This window comes from Halotalea alkalilenta DSM 17697, from assembly GCF_000621205.1.
Taxonomy (GTDB): Bacteria; Pseudomonadota; Gammaproteobacteria; order Pseudomonadales; family Halomonadaceae; genus Halotalea; species Halotalea alkalilenta.
Window position 1 is genome coordinate 75,017 of record NZ_KK211227.1, and the last position, 17,646, is coordinate 92,662.

At 65.1% G+C, this 17,646-nt stretch carries 13 protein-coding genes; 7 read left to right on the forward strand and 6 right to left on the reverse strand.

Annotated features, from left to right (window positions below):
• Positions 1 to 103 precede the first annotated feature (103 nt).
• Positions 104 to 1,066: a LysR family transcriptional regulator gene (locus Q376_RS22385; RefSeq protein WP_081803522.1), complete on the forward strand. Its 963-nt coding sequence runs from the start codon at positions 104 to 106 to the stop codon at positions 1,064 to 1,066.
• A 54-nt stretch (positions 1,067 to 1,120) separates the two neighbouring features.
• On the opposite strand, the gene mdoH is transcribed toward Q376_RS22385, so the two are convergent.
• The 3 genes from mdoH to Q376_RS0111425 all read right to left on the reverse strand — a co-directional run bounded on the left by mdoH (position 1,121) and on the right by Q376_RS0111425 (position 6,743).
• Entirely contained in the window at positions 1,121 to 3,631 is a 2,511-nt protein-coding gene (gene mdoH, locus Q376_RS0111415; protein ID WP_027350429.1) for a glucans biosynthesis glucosyltransferase MdoH, read from the reverse strand.
• Positions 3,624 to 5,222, reverse strand: coding sequence for a glucan biosynthesis protein G (locus Q376_RS0111420; protein ID WP_245598941.1), 1,599 nt, complete (start codon positions 5,220 to 5,222; stop codon positions 3,624 to 3,626). Before Q376_RS0111420 ends, mdoH begins: the two co-directional genes overlap by 8 nt.
• 321 nt (positions 5,223 to 5,543) lie before the next feature.
• Positions 5,544 to 6,743: a multidrug effflux MFS transporter gene (locus tag Q376_RS0111425; protein ID WP_027350431.1), complete on the reverse strand. Its 1,200-nt coding sequence runs from the start codon at positions 6,741 to 6,743 to the stop codon at positions 5,544 to 5,546.
• A gap of 277 nt (positions 6,744 to 7,020) precedes the next feature.
• Here Q376_RS0111425 and nfo point away from each other — a divergent pair, with 277 nt between their 5' ends.
• Together nfo and Q376_RS0111435 are read left to right on the forward strand one after the other, a co-directional pair.
• The gene (gene nfo / locus Q376_RS0111430; RefSeq protein ID WP_027350432.1) at positions 7,021 to 7,866 is read left to right on the forward strand and encodes a deoxyribonuclease IV; all 846 of its coding nucleotides are present in this window, start codon (positions 7,021 to 7,023) and stop codon (positions 7,864 to 7,866) included.
• A gap of 58 nt (positions 7,867 to 7,924) precedes the next feature.
• Positions 7,925 to 8,212, forward strand: a complete 288-nt coding sequence (locus Q376_RS0111435; protein WP_027350433.1) for a hypothetical protein — start codon at positions 7,925 to 7,927, stop codon at positions 8,210 to 8,212.
• A gap of 146 nt (positions 8,213 to 8,358) precedes the next feature.
• Here Q376_RS0111435 and Q376_RS0111440 read toward each other — a convergent pair whose 3' ends face one another.
• Positions 8,359 to 10,062, reverse strand: coding sequence for a 2-isopropylmalate synthase (locus Q376_RS0111440; protein ID WP_043447600.1), 1,704 nt, complete (start codon positions 10,060 to 10,062; stop codon positions 8,359 to 8,361).
• A 184-nt stretch (positions 10,063 to 10,246) separates the two neighbouring features.
• On the opposite strand from Q376_RS0111440, the gene Q376_RS0111450 reads away from it, so the two are divergent.
• Together Q376_RS0111450 and Q376_RS0111455 are read left to right on the forward strand one after the other, a co-directional pair.
• Positions 10,247 to 10,729: an Lrp/AsnC family transcriptional regulator gene (locus Q376_RS0111450; RefSeq protein ID WP_027350435.1), complete on the forward strand. Its 483-nt coding sequence runs from the start codon at positions 10,247 to 10,249 to the stop codon at positions 10,727 to 10,729.
• A gap of 148 nt (positions 10,730 to 10,877) precedes the next feature.
• Positions 10,878 to 11,786: a hypothetical protein gene (locus Q376_RS0111455; protein WP_052365164.1), complete on the forward strand. Its 909-nt coding sequence runs from the start codon at positions 10,878 to 10,880 to the stop codon at positions 11,784 to 11,786.
• Positions 11,787 to 11,888: 102 nt separating this feature from the next.
• On the opposite strand, the gene pepN is transcribed toward Q376_RS0111455, so the two are convergent.
• Positions 11,889 to 14,525, reverse strand: a complete 2,637-nt coding sequence (gene pepN / locus Q376_RS0111460) for an aminopeptidase N (protein WP_027350437.1) — start codon at positions 14,523 to 14,525, stop codon at positions 11,889 to 11,891.
• A gap of 394 nt (positions 14,526 to 14,919) precedes the next feature.
• Here pepN and Q376_RS0111465 point away from each other — a divergent pair, with 394 nt between their 5' ends.
• Complete coding sequence (locus Q376_RS0111465; protein ID WP_027350438.1) at positions 14,920 to 15,885, forward strand: phytanoyl-CoA dioxygenase family protein; 966 nt, start codon at positions 14,920 to 14,922, stop codon at positions 15,883 to 15,885.
• Between the two features lie 43 nt (positions 15,886 to 15,928).
• On the opposite strand, the gene Q376_RS22390 is transcribed toward Q376_RS0111465, so the two are convergent.
• Positions 15,929 to 16,393, reverse strand: a complete 465-nt coding sequence (locus Q376_RS22390) for a YbaN family protein (RefSeq protein ID WP_027350439.1) — start codon at positions 16,391 to 16,393, stop codon at positions 15,929 to 15,931.
• A 206-nt stretch (positions 16,394 to 16,599) separates the two neighbouring features.
• On the opposite strand from Q376_RS22390, the gene Q376_RS0111475 reads away from it, so the two are divergent.
• Positions 16,600 to 17,493: an EamA family transporter gene (locus Q376_RS0111475; protein WP_027350440.1), complete on the forward strand. Its 894-nt coding sequence runs from the start codon at positions 16,600 to 16,602 to the stop codon at positions 17,491 to 17,493.
• Positions 17,494 to 17,646 lie beyond the last annotated feature (153 nt).

Here is a 17,646-nt window from a genome sequence, read left to right on the forward strand (position 1 = left end):
GGCCCTGCGAAACCGCCGCGGGAAGTCGCTTCGCAAGATAGGCGATGACCGGTTCAGAGACTAGAGAGTAGGATTTGCATGAACTCATCAATGAGATCGATGAATGGATCGCCTCATCCTGCGTGATCTCGCCGTGTTCGAGACCGTGGCCCGCCACAGAAGCTTCACCGCAGCCGCAGCCGAACTCGGGCTTTCGCAGTCCGCGATCAGCTATGCCGTAGGCCAGCTCGAGCAGAGGCTCGGCGTGCCGCTTCTCGCCAGGACCACGCGCAGCGTCGCTCCCACCGAAGCGGGAAAGCGCCTGCTCGAGACGCTGGTGCCGGCGCTCGGCAGTATCAGCGACGAGCTGTCGATGCTGCAGGACATGCGCGAGACGATCTCCGGCACCGTCCGGCTAACCCTGACCCGGGTTTGCTACGACGAGGTGCTGCGCCCGGTTCTCGGCGACTTCCTCGACCGCCATCCCGGTATTCATCTCGATCTATCGATCGACGACAGCCTCAACGATCCGGTGGTCGAGGGGTTCGACGGAGGGATCCGCTTCGGCAACCTGGTGGCGAAGGACATGGTCGCGCTTCCGCTCACCGAGGCGTCACCGGTTTCCATCGTCGGCGCGCCCGGCTATCTTCGCGCCCACGGTGCGCCGCAGACCCCGGAGGATCTCCAGCAGCATCGCTGCCTGGGCTACAGGTTCGCAAGCTCCCGGCTGCATCGATGGACGCTGGGGAAGGAAGGACAGTGGATCAGGTTCCGGCCCGAAACGGTGCTGGTGCTGAACGATGGCGAGGCGATCAGGACGGCGGCGCTCGACGGACTGGGTCTCGCCTACGTCTTCAAAAGCCAGGTCGCCGACGACATCGCCGCGGGCCGGCTGGTGCCGGTGCTGGAGGAGTGGCTACCGGATTTACCGGGCTTCAGCCTCTACTATCCTGGCGCTCGTCAGACCTCACCGGCCTTTCGCGCACTCATCGAGCATCTCCGCGGCCGAACCGCCGAACGATCCTTTGCAGGCCTTGGCGATCAAGGCGATCGCCAAGGCCTGCAGGATTCGCCCGGATCCGGGTAGCGCTGCGTAGCTGAATGCGACTCGGGCACTCAAGGATGTCGAATCGCGCAAGCGTCAGAGTGCGAGCCGCCTGGGCAGCTGCTCTTCTCCGTAGGTGCTCGAGATCCAGGACGGGAAGCGATCGTGACGCTCCCAGACTTCATAGTGCAGCCGCGAGAGCATCACCGGGTCATCGAGCAGCGATAGCCGTAGGCCGTTTTCGAGCTTGTCGGGGCCGGCGACCAGCGCATGACGCACGATCGATTGGCGCTGCGCCTCCAGCGCCTCCGACTCGCCGTGACGGGCCACCCCCATCGCACACGCGAGCGCATTGGCCGCGGGGGAGACCACGCTTTCGACGAAGCCCGGCGCCACGTGCCGCTCGCGCGCGATCGCGGTGAACTTCCAGGTCCGGCGCAGCTCGCGCGGCGGGTTGGACTCCTCGGGGATGCGGAACAGGCGTCTGCGCCTTGCGCCGAGGCCAAGCCCGACCTTGCTGGTGATCACCGATACCGGGATCGACACCACCAAGGCACCGACGATCGGCGACAGCCACATCAAGAAACGCGGATCGAGCATGAACACCCCGGCGATCCAGAGGATCCCGAACAGGGTCTGACCACCGTGGCGCCGTGCCGCCTCGCCCCAGCTGGTCTCGCTGCTCTCGCGATCGGGGGACGTCCACTTGGCCTTGATTCCGAACAGCGCGGCGAGCACGAAGCGGGTATGGAACAGCATCCGCACCGGCGCGAGCAGCATCGATACCAGCGATTCGATCACCATACTGACGAACAGCCTGAGCGTGCCACCGAACTGCGACGCCCCCTTCACCGCGATCAGGATCACGCTCAGGAACTTGGGCAGGAACAGCAACGTGAGCGTGGTGCAGAAAAGCGCCACCGCGCGCCAGGGATGCCACTCGGGCCAAGTGGGAAACAGCTGCATCGGCTGGGTGAAGTACTGCGGTACCGAGAAGGTGGAGACCGCGAGCATCGCGGTGGAAAGCGCCAGGAACAAAAACCAAAGCGGCGCCGAGAGATACGACATCACCCCGGTGAGGAACACCGCCCGATGCACCGGGTGCATACCCTTGACCAGGAACAGGCGGAAGTTCATCAGGTTGCCGTGGCACCAGCGACGATCGCGCTGCAGCTCATCGATCAAATTGGGCGGCATCTCTTCGTAGCTGCCCGGCAGGTCATAGGCGATCCACACCCCGTAGCCGGCGCGACGCATCAGCGCCGCTTCGACGAAGTCGTGGGAGAGGATCTCGCCGGAGAGCGAGCCCTTGCCCGGCAGCGGCGCCAGCGCGCAGTAGCGCATGAACGGATCGACCCGGATGATCGCGTTATGGCCCCAGTAATGGGACTCGCCGAGCTGCCAGAAATGCAGCCCCGCGGTGAACAGCGGCCCGTAGACGCGAGTGGCGAACTGCTGCAGGCGCGCGTAGAGGTTATGCGCTCCCGCGGCGATCGGCGCGCTCTGGATCAGGCCGGCGTTGGGGTGTGCCTCCATCAGCTGGACCAAGCGCTTGAGGCAGGCGCCGCTCATCACGCTGTCGGCATCGAGCACCACCATGTAGCGGTAGTTGGCACCGAAGCGGCGGCACCAGTCGTCGATGTTGCCGCTCTTGCGCTTGACCCGGCGCCGGCGCCGGCGATAGAAGATCCGCCCGAATCCATCGACCTCGCGACAGAGCCTGAGCCAGGCGTGCTGCTCCTCGACGCAGATATCGGGATCATAGGAATCACTGCAGACGTAGACGTCGAAATGCTCGAGCTGGCCGGCATCGGCGAGCGACATGTAGGTCGCCTTGAGCCCGGCGAAGACCCGGCTGACATCCTCGTTGCAGATCGGCATCACCAGAGCGGTGCGCGCGTCCGCCGCGATCGGCGCCTCGGTATCCACCTCGTCTGCATTGATCGAATAGCGGTCGCGCCCGGTGAGCAGCTGGAAAAAGCCCATCAGCGCGGTCCAGAACCCGGACGAGACCCAGGCGAACAGCAGGCCGAACAGCACCATCACCGAGAACTCGAGCGGCGTGCGCCCATCCTGCGGCAGCACCGTGGTCATATAGCTGATCGCCAGCACGCTCTGCGCCACCACCAGCGCCAGCAGCAGCAGCCGGCGGGCCATCCCTACCTTGCGCCAGCGTGGCTTCGCCGGCCGCTCGCTGGCCTCGCGCTTGCTCATCCATGGCTTCGCCTTGCCCAAGCGCAGCTGGATGCCCTTGACCACCCGGGCGATCGGCCCAGTGGTCCAGGGCTTGGGCGCGATCGGGGTACGGTTGATCGGCGGCGTGGTGGCGAGCTGCACCCGCCCCGCCCGATCGAACCCCAGCACCGAAGGCGGCGCCAGGCGATCGACGCCGTAGATCAGCTCGAGGCGATGGAGGACCGAGACGCTCGCCGGGTCGTCCTCGCGGGTGGCACCGCCGCCGAGGCGTTGATGCACCTCGGCGAGCGTCAGCTCCTGCTCGGCATAGCCGAGCAGTTCGCGCCGCGCCTTGATTCCCCGCGCCTGGAGCGCCAAGCGCTCCAGGTAGTCACGGGCGGGGTTGAAGGGAGTAGGAATCTGATCAGGCATCAGGCTGCTTCATGAGGCTCCAGGTTTCAGACAGCCGCCTACCGGTGCCGTCCTTGATGAAGGCGCGCAGATCGATGGCCCTCGATGCGTCGTTCGGCTTGACCCGCAGGATCATGCGATAGCCGTCGGTCACCGGATTGCGCTTGACCTCGGCGGCGACCACTTGGCCGTTCTCGCCCGCATCGACTTCGGCGGTGACACCCGCGTTGCTGTCCAGCCCCTTGAGGTTCGGTCCGCGGAAGTCGACCACATAGGCGGTGGAGCCATCGGGCTCACGCACCAGGTTGGCCTGGCGCACTTCACCCTGGGAGCGGCGAGTCTGGTCGACCCAGGCGATCTCCGGGTTCTGCAGCCGCTGCTCGTTGCGGGTGAAGGTCATCCGATAGGAGAACTCCTGCGGCGTGCCGACCTCGGGCTGCTGGGCCGGGCGCCAGAAGGCGACGACGTTGTCGTTGGTCTCATCGGGAGTCGGGATCTCGACCAGTTCGACGCTGCCCTCGCCCCAGCTGTTGGTCGGCTCGATCCATACGCTCGGGCGCTGGTCGTAGCGATCATCGAGGTCCTGGTAGTCGTCGAAATCATGGCTGCGCTGCATCAGGCCGAAACCACGCAGTCCGGAGGCATCGATGTTGGAGATGCTCAACCGGCGCGGGTTCATCAGCTGGCGCCACAGCCACTGGTCGTCATCGGGGCCGCTGCTGGTACGCACCGACAGACCCGAGGCATCGTGGATCGCCGGACGATAGTTGAGCGACGAGGACGGCTGCGACGGACTGAACAGGTACATGCTGGTGAGCGGCGCGACGCCGAGCTTGGTGACCTGGTGACGCAGGAATATCTGCGACTTGACGTCGATGATGGTGTCGTCACCCGGACGCACCACGAACCGATAAGCGCCGGTGGTACTCGGCGAGTCGAGCAGTGCATAGACCACCAGATAGCGGTCGTCGCTCTTGGGCTTGGCGACCCAGAACTCGCGAAAGCGCGGGAACTCCTCGCCGGAGGAGAGCGCGGTATCGATCGCGAGTCCCCGGGCAGAGCTGCCGTAGCGCTGATCGGAACCGATCGCGCGGAAGTAGCTCGCGCCGAGGAAGACCATCACTTCCTGCTTGTTGCTGCCCTTGATCGGGTAATTGATCTTGAACCCGGCGAAACCGCCGATATCGCTGAGCGAGGCCGGATCGACCTGGCTGTCACCGAAATCGAACTGGTCCGGACTGTAGTGCAGCTCGCGCACCTGCTCGCCGTCCACCTCGTTGATCTTCACCGGCAGGTCGTAGTGCATCCCCTGGTGGAAGAAGCCGAGGTCGAAAGGCAGGTTCTCACCGCGCCAGAGCGAATACTGGTCCTTGAACTTGATGTGGGAGTAGTGCTCGAAATCGAGATCCTGAAGCGCGCTGGGCAGGTTGCTGGACGGCGCCGAATAGCTTCGCTGCGATAGTTCACGGGCCTGCTCGGCGACATCGTCGAAATCGAACGCGAGCGCGAAATGGGGACCGACCAGACCGATCACACCCAAAGAAAGTGCGGCGACCCGCTGGAGCAGCGCGGAGGAGCGCTTGGGATGACACGGTTGAAAGCGAAAAGGCACGAAAAACTCCTCTTGATACCTGGATGACGGTGCCCGCGGACCGCCACCGTCTCGTCCCGGCGCCTCGCGACAGACCGGGCTAGCCTGCGATTTCTTTGCGGCGGCCGCTATTTAGCATCACATGCCTGGGCGATGGCAAACGTGAGATTTGTTTGCCACTCGACCCTTGCTGTGTAAAAAAAAGCATACCCTAAAAGATTAGCGTATCCAGCGGGTAAGCATGCGTGTGAATCGCTCACCGCGCCAACGCTTACGCCCTGCCCGCCGCGACGAAAGCACGCCGCAGCGGTCGCCTGCGAAAAGATAGACCACGGCTTCGGCTCATCGTGCGCTCGAATCACCGTCGTGCGGATTCGACGACCCAGGCCCACAGTACAGAAGCGGCGCCACCACACCGATCGCGACCAGCGCCATCGCCAGCTGCGCTGGCAGCGGCGTGGCCAGCAGCACAGTCGCCAGCAGCGCGCCACCGCTCAGCTGCAGGGTGCCGAACAGCGCCGCGGCGGTGCCCGCCCGGTCGGCGAAGGGCTCGAGCATCAGGCTCAGCGTCGCCCCCAGCGCCAGCGAGAAGCCGATCGTCAGCGTCGCCACCGGCAGCATGAACACCAGTGCGCCGAGCGGCAGCAGCGACCAGCCGAGCAGATTGAGCACGCCGGAAGCGACCAGCACCCACATGCCGATGCGCATCAGCCGCACGCGCCCGAGCCTATCGAGCAGACGCGGCGCGAGAACGAAGGCGACGATATTGACCATCGCATTGGCACCGAACCACAGGCTGAATACCATCGGCGAGTGGCCCAGCCGTTCGACCAGGATCACCGGCGCGCTGGCGACGAAGATCAGGATCATCGCCATGCCGGCGAGCGCGAGCCCCGCGTAGTAATAGAAGCTTGCACTCGACAGCACCGGCGCATAGCGGTGCCAGCGATAGATTGGGCCACCGGCTCGGCGCCCGGGAGCCAAGGTCTCGTCGAAGCGCAGCGCGATCGCACCGGCCAGCAGCAAAGCGAACAGCGCCATGAACACGAAGGTGCTGCGCCAGCCGAAGTGGATGGCGAGAAAGCCACCGAGCGCCGGTGCCAGCGCCGGGACCACGCACAGGGCACCATTCATGTAGCTGTAGAGTCGCGCGCCCTGCACCGGGGAGAAGCGATCGCGCACCGCGGAGAAAGCGACCAGCGAGGCCGCGCAAGCGCCGAGCCCCTGGATCCCGCGAGCGAGATAGAAAAGCGTCAGCTCCTGCGCGAACACGCCAAGCAGCGATCCTGCCGCGTAGCCGAGCACGCCAGCCAGCACCACCGGACGCCGGCCGAAGCGGTCGGCCAGTGGCCCGATCAACGCCTGACCGAAACCAGCGACGAACAAGAACAAGGTGATGCTCACCTGCAGTGATTCGATCGAGCTGGAGAAATCCCTGCCCATATCGGGCAGCGCGGGCAGATAGATATCGATGCCCATCGGCATCAGCATGACGAAGGCCATCAGCAGGGCGATGAGCCAGGAGGTGCGATCTGCAGGCACGCGGACTCCGTTTGATCAGAAGAAAGCAGAACGTCCCGACAGGCATCCTGCACATCGGGCGACGATGGAATCAGGGATCCATGTCGACGGGCGACTATGCTGTCTCGACGCCACGAGGTAAATAGGAGCGGCGAAGATGATCGGACTTCCGGCCGGGGCGCGATTCTGGCTTGGACTGGGGCGCTCGCGCTGAGCGCTGATCTTTCGCGCTCGATCCTGGATAATGCGCCCACCCTCGGCCGGTACGCCGGCCCCCAGCCCCTTGAGCGGAGCATGCATGAAATACGTAGGAGCCCACGTCAGCGCAGCGGGCGGCGTCGACCAGGCGGTCGCCCGCGCCGTCGAGATCGAGGCAACGGCGTTTGCCCTGTTCACCAAGAACCAGCGCCAGTGGAACGCCAAGCCGTTGGAAGAAAAGAGCATCGAAGCGTTCAAGGCGGCGTGCGCCGAGCATGGCTATGGGCCACGCCAGATCCTTCCCCACGACAGCTACCTGATCAACCTCGGCCACCCCGAACGCGAGGGGCTCGAGAAGTCTCGCGCCGCCTTCCTCGATGAGATGCAGCGCTGCGAGCAGCTGGGCATCGCCCTGCTCAACTTCCACCCAGGCAGCCATCTCAACAAGATCGACGAGCACGACTGCCTGGCGCGGATCGGGGAATCGATCAACCTCGCCCTCGACGCCACCCGGGGCGTCACCGCGGTGATCGAGAACACCGCCGGCCAAGGCACCAACCTGGGTTTTCGCTTCGAACAGCTCGCCGAGATCATCGAACACGTCGAGGACAAGTCACGGGTAGGCGTGTGCATCGACACCTGCCACGCCTTCGCCGCCGGCTATGACCTGAGCAGCGAGGCGAGCTGCACCGCGGTGATCGACGAGTTCGACGCGGTGGTGGGACTGGGCTATCTCAAGGCGATGCACCTCAACGACGCCAAGAGCACGCTCGGCAGCCGGGTCGATCGGCACCATAGCCTGGGGCGCGGCAACATCGGACTCGACGCCTTTCGCTGCCTGATGAACGAGCCGCGGATCGATGAGATCCCGATGATCCTCGAGACCATCGAACCCGAGATATGGGACGAAGAGATCCGCTGGCTGAAGGCACAGATGCCCAGCTGACACCATCGCGGTCCCCGCCTGGCGCGGGGCCGTGAACCGCACAAGGAGTGCAAGCACGATGCAAGATTTCTTCAACGCCCTGGGGCGGACGATCGGCAATGCGATCCGTTTCGTCGTCGAGCTGCTCGGCGGTTTCTTCTCCGGCATCAGCGACGCGGCCAGGGGGTTCGTCCATGGGCTGACCGGGGCGCTCGGCGTCAGCGACTCGGTGGCCAGCATCGTCGTCCTGGTGATCGGCCTGATGCTGCTCTACACCGGAATACGCGCCCTGCTGCGCCGTTCGCTGGTGGCGGGGGTAATCTGGCTGCTGCTCGGGCTATTGGTGCTCAGTTGGCTGATCAGCTAGGGACGAAAAAAAGACCGCGGTGGAAACATTCTCCACCGCGGTAATCAGGGATGTCGGCAGGGAACCTCGAACCGACAAAACTTAATATAGATTGAAAATGTGCAAACGGTAGGGAGAAAACGTCACACTTTTTCGCTTTGTGCTACTCACACGGTCAGCGACTCGCCGCTTCCGACCACCTCACCGCGCTCCACCATCGCCCGATTGAGCGCCGAAATCACCGCTTTCAGCGACGCGCTGACGGTATCTCCGTCCTCCGCCATGCCGCATACCCGCCGGCCCTCGACGCTGAGCTGGACGAATGCGATCGCATTGGCATCGCTACCCTCGCCGAGCGCATGCTCGCTGTAGTCGATCACGCTCACCCGCTGCCCGCTCATCCGCTCCCATCCCGACATGAAAGCGGAGATCACCCCGTTACCTTCGCCTTCGACGATCACTTCCTGTTCACCACGAGCCAGCACGACCCTGAGCTGCCCGCCATCGCCGCGATCGCTGCGATACCCCTTGAGCCGATAGGGCGCCGCGACCGCGTACTCGCGCACCAGGATCGAACGCACATCGTCGCTCGACAGCTCGCCGCTCCTGCGCTCGCTCTCGCGCTGCACGTGGGGAGCGAGTTCGAGCATCATCCAGCGCGGCAGGCTGATGCCATGATCGCGCTCGAGCAAAAACGCCATCCCTCCCTTGCCCGACTGGCTGTTGACCCGGATCACCGCTTGGTAGTCGCGGCCCAGGTCGCGCGGGTCGATCGGCAGATAGGCGACCTGCCAGGGCTCGTCCTCGCCCTGGCGCTTGAGCGACTTGCGGATCGCGTCCTGGTGGCTGCCGGAGAAGGCGGTGTAGACCAGCTCGCCGACATAGGGATGGCGAGGATGCACCGGCAGCTGGGTGCACTCGGTGACCACCTCGATGATTTCGTCGGGGCGGGAGAGATCGAGCTTCGGATCGACCCCCTGGCTGTAGAGATTCATCGCAAGCGTGACGATATCCATGTTGCCGGTGCGTTCGCCATTGCCGAGCAGCGTGCCCTCCACCCGCTCGGCACCGGCGAGCAGCGCAAGCTCCGCCGAGGCCACCGCGCCGCCGCGATCGTTATGGGTGTGCACCGAGATGATCACGCAGTCGCGACGGCTGATGTGGCGGCAGAAATACTCGATCTGATCGGCGTGGTGGTTGGGGCTTGCGACCTCCACCGTGGTCGGCAGGTTGAGGATCACCTTGTTCTCGGGAGTGGGCTGCCAAATGTCGAGCACCGCTTCGCAGATTTCCAGCGAGAAATCTATCTCGGTACTGGAGAAGCTCTCCGGGGTGTACTCCAGGCGCCACTCGGTTTCGGGACGGGCATCGGCACGCTCACGCACCCAGCGGGTACCCTGGCGGGCGATCTCGATGATCCCCGCGCGGTCCATGCCGAACACCCGCTCACGCTGCACCGGCGAGGTCGAATTGTAGAGATGCACGATCGCCTTGGGCACGCCTTGCAGCGCCTCGAAGGTCCGCTCGATCAGGTGCTCGCGGGCCTGCACCAGCACCGCGATGGTGACGTCGCCAGGAATCTGGTCTTCGTCGATCAACCAGCGCACGAAGTCGTAGTCCGGCTGGCTCGCCGAGGGGAAGCCGACCATGATCTCCTTGATCCCGACCGCGACCAGCAGCGCCCAGAGGCGCTTCTTGTGCTCAACGCTCATTGGCTCGAGCAGCGCCTGGTTGCCATCACGGAGATCCTCACTGACCCAGATCGGCGCCTCGGTGATCTCGGCATCGGGCCAGCGGCGATCGAACGAAGGCACCTTGGGCGCGGGACGGTACTTGCGATGATCGAAGGCACCGGAACGGGCGTTGAACATGATCACTCCTCGACGAAAATGACGGCGGTGAGGCGAAAAGAGGCCCCGACGCTTGAACGTGCATAGTATATGCCGCTCACGCACGACTTATATTGCTTAAAAATCCCCATAACCCCACCTCTATGGCATCATGTTGCAGACAAACCAGAAATATTGAAATCCACCCCCTCTAGAGCGAGCCCAGATGAACGCCGCCGAGCCCCTCTACAGTCTCGATCGCTTCGATCGCCACATCCTCGAACTGCTGCAGCGCGAAGGCAGGATCAGTAACCAGGAGCTGGCCGACCGGATCGGCCTCTCCCCCTCTCCCTGCCTGCGCCGGGTTCGCGCGCTGGAGGAAAGCGGGTTGATCACCGGCTATCGCGCCGAGGTCGATGCCAAGAAGCTGGGCCTGAGACTGATGGCGCTGCTCTACATCTCGATGGACCAGCACACCCCCGAGCGCTTCGCCAATTTCGAAGCGCGCATCCGCGAACTGCCCCAGGTGCTCGAGGCCCTGCTGATCACAGGTCAAGAGGCCGACTACCAGCTCAAGGTGATCGTCCGCGACATGGACGACTACCACGACCTGCTGCTCAATCGCATCACCCGGATCGAAGGCGTCACCGGCGCCCACTCGAGCTTCGTGCTCCGCCGGGTGCTCGAACAGCCGCTGCCGATGGGCTGAACGGACCACTGGAGAATTTACTTCCAAGCCCGTTCGTCCCGTGGACGAGGAACGAGCATCGAGGGATCGAGCGGCGGCGCTGAGGCCTGGTTCGATCCCAGACGCTCACCAGCAGCGAGACCTGAAAGGAATTCCGAGGAGGATCGAGGTGCGGATCATCATCTTGGGGCTGTGCTTGCTGGCACTGCTCGGCCACGCTAGGGCGGAGCTGCCGGAAGGCGCATCCGAGCTCGACTTTCAACGCAGCGATGGCGAGCGCATGGCGCTATTCACCTATCGCCCCGCGGGTGCCGGCCTCGATGCGCCGGTGGTGATCGTGCTCAGCGGCCTGCTGCGCAATGCCGCCACCTACCGTGACGTGTGGCGCGAGGCTGCCGATCGCTATGGCTACGTGGTGGTTGCGCCGCGCTTCTCCCAGCGCGCCTATCCCGGTGCCGAGGGCTACAACCTCGGCCGGCTCAACGATCCGGACGGCCAGCCGGCCCCCCGGGAGAAGTGGGCCTTCACCGCTATCGACGAACTGTTCGAGTGGCTGCGCAGCGGCGGCTACACCTCGCGCCAGCGCTACTATCTCTATGGCAACAGCGCAGGCTGCCAGTTCGTCCATCGCATGCTCACCCTGCTGCCCGACGCCAAGGCAGAAGCCGCGGTATGCGCGGCGGCCGGCTGGTGGACGCTGCCGGATCGGCACACCCCCTGGCCCTATGGACTCGCCGACGCGCCGTTCGAAGTCGGGTCGAAGGAGCTCTCCGCGCTGTTCGCACGGCCGCTGCTGATCACCGTTGGCGCCGAGGACGACGCTGAGGCGACGCCGCCGCCCCGGCACAGCCCGGGCGCGAATGCACAGGGCAGCGATCGCCGGGAGCGCGCATGGTTCTACTATCGCCATGCCCGCCGCGAGGCCAGCGAGCTCGGCCTGCCGTTCGCCTGGTCGTTCAGCCGGCTGCCGGGCGTTGCCCACAGCGGCGCGCGAACCTCGCGCTATGCGGCGCTCCAGTTCGACGCCTTCGAGCGCCTCGGACGCTTCGAGCCCGAGCGGGCCCCGCCCCAGCGCTGACCGCGCGAACCGAACGCCCCGGCCTTGCACCGCCGCCGGCGCTGGATCAGCGTCCAACTTCAGCTAGCGGTGCAAGGCCGGGGCGTTCTCGCTGGATTGCGCTTATGCCAGCGCTTTCTCGATCACCTCGAACAGGTTGCGCGACAGCGGCTCGCGGCGGATTCGCTCGAGCTCGGCGCGCATCAGCGACTGGCGCTCGGCGTCGAGGCGCTGGAAATGCGTCAGCGGCGTGACGATCCGCGCCGCGATGTCGGGATTGAGCCGGTTGAGCTCGATCACCACGTCGGCGACCAGTCGATAGCCTTCGCCATCGAGACGATGGAAGTTGACCCGGTTGAGATTGGCGAAGGCACCGATGAGCGCGCGCACCTTGTTGGGGTTCTTGATCGAGAACGCCGGGTGGCGCATCAAAAAGCGCACGCGGTCGAGCACGTCGGGCTGGGGCCGGGTGACCTGGATCGCGAACCACTGGTCCATCACCAGCGGATCATGGGCCCAGCGCTCGCCGAACGCCTTGACCGCTGGATCGCCGAGCTGGTGGGCGTCGCTATGGGCGAGCAGGGTCAGCGCCGCGCGTACGTCGGTCATGTTGCGATCCTGCTCGAACTGGTGCTGGGCGAGATGCAGCGCCTCTTCCCCTCCGGTGGCGCAGAGATAGCCGAGCGCGACGTTCTTCAGCGAACGCTGGGCGATCTGCTCGAACGAGGGTGCGTAGGGCACCTCGCTCTGATTGGCTTCGAACAGCGCCCTGAAGCGCGGCTCGAGCGCCTCGCCCAGCGCCCTGGTGACGAAACGCCGCGCCTGGTGGATGGCGTCGATGTCGATCGTCTCCTGCTCGCCGGCGATATAGGCCTCGGAGGGCAGCTTGAGCATCTCGGCCAGCACCGCGAGATCGTCGCTCGGCGTGTCGAGCAGGTGGGTGAACACATCGAGCAGGGTCGGGTCGAGCCGCGGCTCGACACCGGCCTGCAGCGCGAGGATCGCCTCTTCGATCGCCGCCAGGGCGAGACGCTGCCCCGCGTCCCAGCGGTTGAAGCCGTCCTCGTCGTACTTGACCAGCAGCGCGAGCTGCCCGCGGTCGTAGGGGAACCTGAGCTTCACCGGTGCGGAGAACCCGCGCAGCAGCGAGGGGACCGGCGCGCTCGGCACGCGCTCGAAGCGAAACTCGTGCTCGGCCTCGAACAGCTCGACCACGGTATCGGTGCCGCGCGACTCACCATCGAGCCACAGCGGTATCGCCGCGCCATCGGCATCGAGTAGACCGAGCCGCAGCGGCAGGTGCAGCGGCAGCTTCCGCTCCGCCGGCTGCCCAGGGGTCGCAGGCGTATGCTGGCGCACCTTGAGCCGATAGACCTGCGCTTCGGCGTCATACTCGCCTTCGACCTCGAGCACCGGCGTTCCAGCCTGGGCATACCAGCGCATGAACCGGGTGAGATCGACATCTCCCGCCTCGCTCATCGAAGAGACGAAATCCTCGACCCGCACCGCTTGGCCGTCGAAGCGGGAGAAATAGAGATCCGCGCCGGCGCGGAAGCGCTCGGCGCCGAGCAGCTGGCGCAGCATGCGCACTATCTCGGCGCCCTTCTCGTAGACCGTCAGGGTGTAGAAGTTGGAGATCTCGATGAAGCTCTCCGGGCGCACCGGGTGGGCGGTGGGACCGGCGTCCTCGGCGAACTGCATGGTGCGCAGCACGCTGACGTCCTCGATCCGCTTGACCGGCGCGGAATTGACGTCGGCGGAGAAGCTCTGGTCGCGGAATACGGTGAAGCCTTCCTTCAGCGCCAGCTGGAACCAGTCGCGGCAGGTCACCCGGTTGCCCGACCAGTTGTGGAAGTACTCGTGGGCGACGATACCCTCGACACGCTGGAAGTTGGCATCGACGGTGGTCGCCGGGTTGGCCAGCACCGCGGAGCTGTTGAAGATGTTGAGCCCCTTGTTCTCCATCGCGCCCATATTGAAATCATTGACTGCGACGATCATGAACAGATCGAGGTCGTACTCGCGACCATAGGCCTCTTCGTCCCACTTCATCGCACGCTTGAGCGCGCCCATCGCGAACTCGGTCTTGTCGAGGTTCTCCCGCTCCACCCAGATCTGCAGCGTCACCCGGCGGCCACTGACGGTGGTGAAGTGATCCTCGACCTTCTCGAGCGTGCCGGCGACCAGGGCGAACAGATAGCTCGGCTTGGGGAAGGGATCACGCCAGGTGACGAAGTGCCGGCCGTTGGGCAGCTCGCCCGACTCGATCGGGTTGCCGTTGGACAAAAGCACCGGCAGGCGTTCGCGATCGCCGATCACCGTGGTGGTGAAGGTCGCCATCACGTCGGGCCGGTCGGGATAGTAGGTGATCCGGCGAAAGCCCTCGGGTTCGCACTGGGTGCAGAACATCGAACTCGAGCGATAAAGCCCCTCGAGCGCGGTATTGGCGGCCGGGTCGATGATCACCTCAGTGGTCAGTTCGAAGCGCTCCGGCACCTTGGCGATCACCAGCCGCTCGGCGTCGAGGCGGTACTCGCCCTCGTCCAGCGGCTGGCCTTCGATCGCGATGTGGGTCAGGCGCAGCGCGGTGCCGAAAAGCTCCAGCGGCAGCCCCGCCTCGCGCTGTGGATGCCGGCGCATCTTGAGCCGGGCGGAAACGCGGGTCGCGTGATCGTCGAGATCGAACTTGAGCGCCACGTCATCGACCAGATAGGCCGGGGGCAGATAGTCCTTGAGATGAATCGCTTGGGGTTCGGCCATTGAAGGTTCCTGCGCTGCCTGAGAGTGAAATTAGAGAACGTATCCGACCTCGGCGCACGACATCGGCTGACGACATTCGGCGCACCAGGCTCGCGCGCTCGCATAGGACATCATAGGGGAAAAAGCGAGTTAAATCAGAGCGCCGTTGCCGGCCTGAACCCCTCACATCAAATCGTTCGCATTCTAAGTTCCCCCGTCCCTACCCGCGTCGACCTAATTGAAACTTATCCATCCGGCGCCGAACCTGACCTTGGGCGCTGGATCGACTCGAGCACGGATCCTTCGCACCGCCCCAGGTTTCAGGACGCGAACGCTGATCGAGTTGCCCGCCATCGGATCATTCCGCGCCGGTTGACATGCCTTACCACGTTTCCCTACTCGGAGCGCAGCCTTCATGCAGCCTAGGATAAAAGCCGACGATCTCGAGACCATCGCCCGTCGCTCAGGAAGGCTACACCGCATGGCCGCCAGGGTGCCGACCTACATGGCCGACCTGCGCGAGCGCCCCTCGTGGATCGCGATGTTCGTACTCGCGCGAATCATGCTGTTCCGCCGCCTGCACTGGCGCCGCGCGAAACCCTATCGACCGGCCGCTACGCCGCAGCCCAGCAGCCTGTTCGAACGGGTCGAGCCGCAGCGAGTCGTGGAGGAGGTACACGCCCAGGGAATCCATGTCGGGCTGGTACTGCCGGAGGACATCTGTGCTGAAATCCTCGATTTCACCCGCCGGGAGACCTGCTTTGGCAATTTCGATCGCCGGCTTCCGCTGGACGCCACACAGTACGCCGAAGCCGAAGTGCGCTTCGGTCGCGCCCTGCTCAGCGGCCACTACTTCGAGAAAGTGCTCGACTGCCCCGCGGCGATGCGCGTGCAGCGCGACCCGCTGCTCCACGAAGTCGCCGCGCGCTACCTGGGCGATCGGGCGCGCGTGGTCAGCACCCGGCTATGGTGGAGCTTCCCGTCACAGCAAGCGTCCGACGCGGACAAGAACCTCGCCTCCCAGGATCGCTATCACTTCGACCTCGACGACTGGCGGATGATCAAGTTCTTCTTCTACGTAAGCGGTGTCGAACCGGACCAGGGGCCTCACGTCTATCTGCGCGGCAGCCACAAAAAGCGCAGCCTGCGCCACCAGTTCAGCCCGCTGGTCGGCCACAGCGCCGATGAAGTCTACGCAGACTACGGCGAGGACAACGCCCTGACCCTGCTCGGCGGGCCAGGCTACGGTTTTGCCGAAGACCCGTTCGGCTTCCATATGGGGACCGTGGCCCGGCGCGCACCGCGACTGATGCTGGAGGTCGGCTTCGGCGTCTCCCCCCCTTCGCGTCGCCGCTTCCATGGCGAGCCGGTAGTTCGCTGAGCCGTCGACCACCATTGCATCGTTTTCGAGTGCAAAGCCGCGCTCAGTTGGAGTCACGCCGCTGACCGCGGCTTGGGGATGGGCGGCTGAGCACGAACGCGGCCACCGCGACCAGCACTGCGAGCACCGCCCAGAACACCAGGTTGAAGCCGGTGTGCAAGTAGATGATCGTAAGGCTCAGGCTCATCATCACCACCGTCAGGCACTTCGCCACGGGCGAAATCGCCCGCTCGCGCTCCCAGGCATCGATCGCCGGACCGGAGAACCGATTGGCGCGAATCCAGCGTTCCAGGCGCCGCGAACCGCGGGATGCGCAGATCGCGGCAAGCAGGAAGAAGTCCGTCGCCGGCAGCAGCGGCAGGAAGATGCCAACCACGCCGATGGCGAAACAGAGCACGGCGAGACCCACCCACATGGTCCTGGCCCAGCGACTGCGGCTGCGTCGAGGGCGCGGCGCATCTACCCCGATCGGCTGGTCTTCCGGCTCGCTGCCTGGTTTACCCCCCATTGACCCTCCCCCGACGCTGCATAGCGCTTTGGAATCCTGGAAATAACTCTTTTTCACTGTGAACTTCGGCGACGACGGCCTAAGGTGGCCGACAGCCTGGACTCGGCTCCCGCCGCTGGAGCGAGGATGATAAACCATTTCATTAACGCAGCCTTGGGCTGACATTGATCGCACCATTGCGATCGAACTCTCGCGCGGAACTTGCCATGCTCTGGTCGCTGTTCACTTTGATCGCCGCATTCTCCCAAGCGCTACGCAATGCCCAGCAAAAGCGCCTCAGCGTCGAAATCGATGCCCTCGGCGTCACCCTGGCCAGGTTTCTCTGGGCACCGCCACTGGCATTCGGCTATCTCGGCTTGCTCTACGTTCTGGACCCTGCGCCGCTGCCCGGTTTCGGCCTTGGCTTCATCCTCCCGGCCAGCGCCGGCGCCCTCGCCCAGATCATCGCCACCCTGCTGATGGTGCGACTCTTCCAACGCCGCAGCTATACCGCAGGCGTCGGCCTGGCGAAGAGCGAGGCGCTGTTCGCCGCGCTTCTCGGCGTCGCCTTCTTCGCCGCCCAGCTCGGCGTGGTGGGCTGGCTCGGCGTCGCGGTCGGCGCAGTAGCGGTGTGGTTGCTCAAGGGGCGCAGTGCCCCGGGTGATCTCGATCTCACCACGCTTGCGCTCGGGCTCGGCAGCGGGGTGTGCTTCGCCCTGACCACCCTGCTGGTGCGCCAGGCCACGCTGACCCTCGACGCGCCATTCATGCAGGCCGCCGCCTGGGCGCTGGTATGGAACGTCTGCCTGCAAGTGGTGGTGCTGGTGGTTTGGCTAGCGATCCGCTCACCCTCGACGATCGGCAAGCTGCTCGCACGCCCGCGTGCAGTGTTCGGCGTCTCGCTCAGCAGCTCGCTGGCATCGCTGTGCTGGTTCTCAGCGCTGACGCTTCAGGACGCGGCACTGGTCAAGACCCTGGGACAGGTGGAGGTACTGTTCACCCTGCTGCTCTCGCGCCACTGGCTGCGCGAACGGGTGGGTGGCCGCGAGCGCCTCGGGCTTTTGCTGGTGGCACTCGGCGCGCTGCTGGTGCTGTGGCCCTCGCTGGCCGCGCACCTTTGAAGAGACTCGACGCCGCCGCGAGCCCGCCGAGCGGCGTGCACGAACGAAGCAAGGGTCGAAGGTAGGCGACCAGGCTTGGCTCGACTGCCCTCGTTCCTCGGGCGCTAGCCGCAAACGGCCCAATAAGCCCGTTCGTCCCGAGCGGCGCCATAC

Excerpts from the sequence above, each read along its gene's own strand:
- Q376_RS22385 (WP_081803522.1), top strand. The coding sequence starts at position 104 with ATGGATCGCCTCATCCTGCGTGATCTCGCCGTGTTCGAGACCGTGGCC.
- nfo (WP_027350432.1), top strand. The coding sequence starts at position 7,021 with ATGAAATACGTAGGAGCCCACGTCAGCGCAGCGGGCGGCGTCGACCAG.
- Q376_RS0111450 (WP_027350435.1), top strand. The coding sequence starts at position 10,247 with ATGAACGCCGCCGAGCCCCTCTACAGTCTCGATCGCTTCGATCGCCAC.
- Q376_RS0111475 (WP_027350440.1), top strand. The coding sequence starts at position 16,600 with ATGCTCTGGTCGCTGTTCACTTTGATCGCCGCATTCTCCCAAGCGCTA.
- Q376_RS0111435 (WP_027350433.1), top strand. The coding sequence starts at position 7,925 with ATGCAAGATTTCTTCAACGCCCTGGGGCGGACGATCGGCAATGCGATC.
- Q376_RS22390 (WP_027350439.1), bottom strand. The coding sequence starts at position 16,393 with ATGGGGGGTAAACCAGGCAGCGAGCCGGAAGACCAGCCGATCGGGGTA.
- Q376_RS0111465 (WP_027350438.1), top strand. The coding sequence starts at position 14,920 with ATGCAGCCTAGGATAAAAGCCGACGATCTCGAGACCATCGCCCGTCGC.
- pepN (WP_027350437.1), bottom strand. The coding sequence starts at position 14,525 with ATGGCCGAACCCCAAGCGATTCATCTCAAGGACTATCTGCCCCCGGCC.
- Q376_RS0111440 (WP_043447600.1), bottom strand. The coding sequence starts at position 10,062 with ATGTTCAACGCCCGTTCCGGTGCCTTCGATCATCGCAAGTACCGTCCC.
- mdoH (WP_027350429.1), bottom strand. The coding sequence starts at position 3,631 with ATGCCTGATCAGATTCCTACTCCCTTCAACCCCGCCCGTGACTACCTG.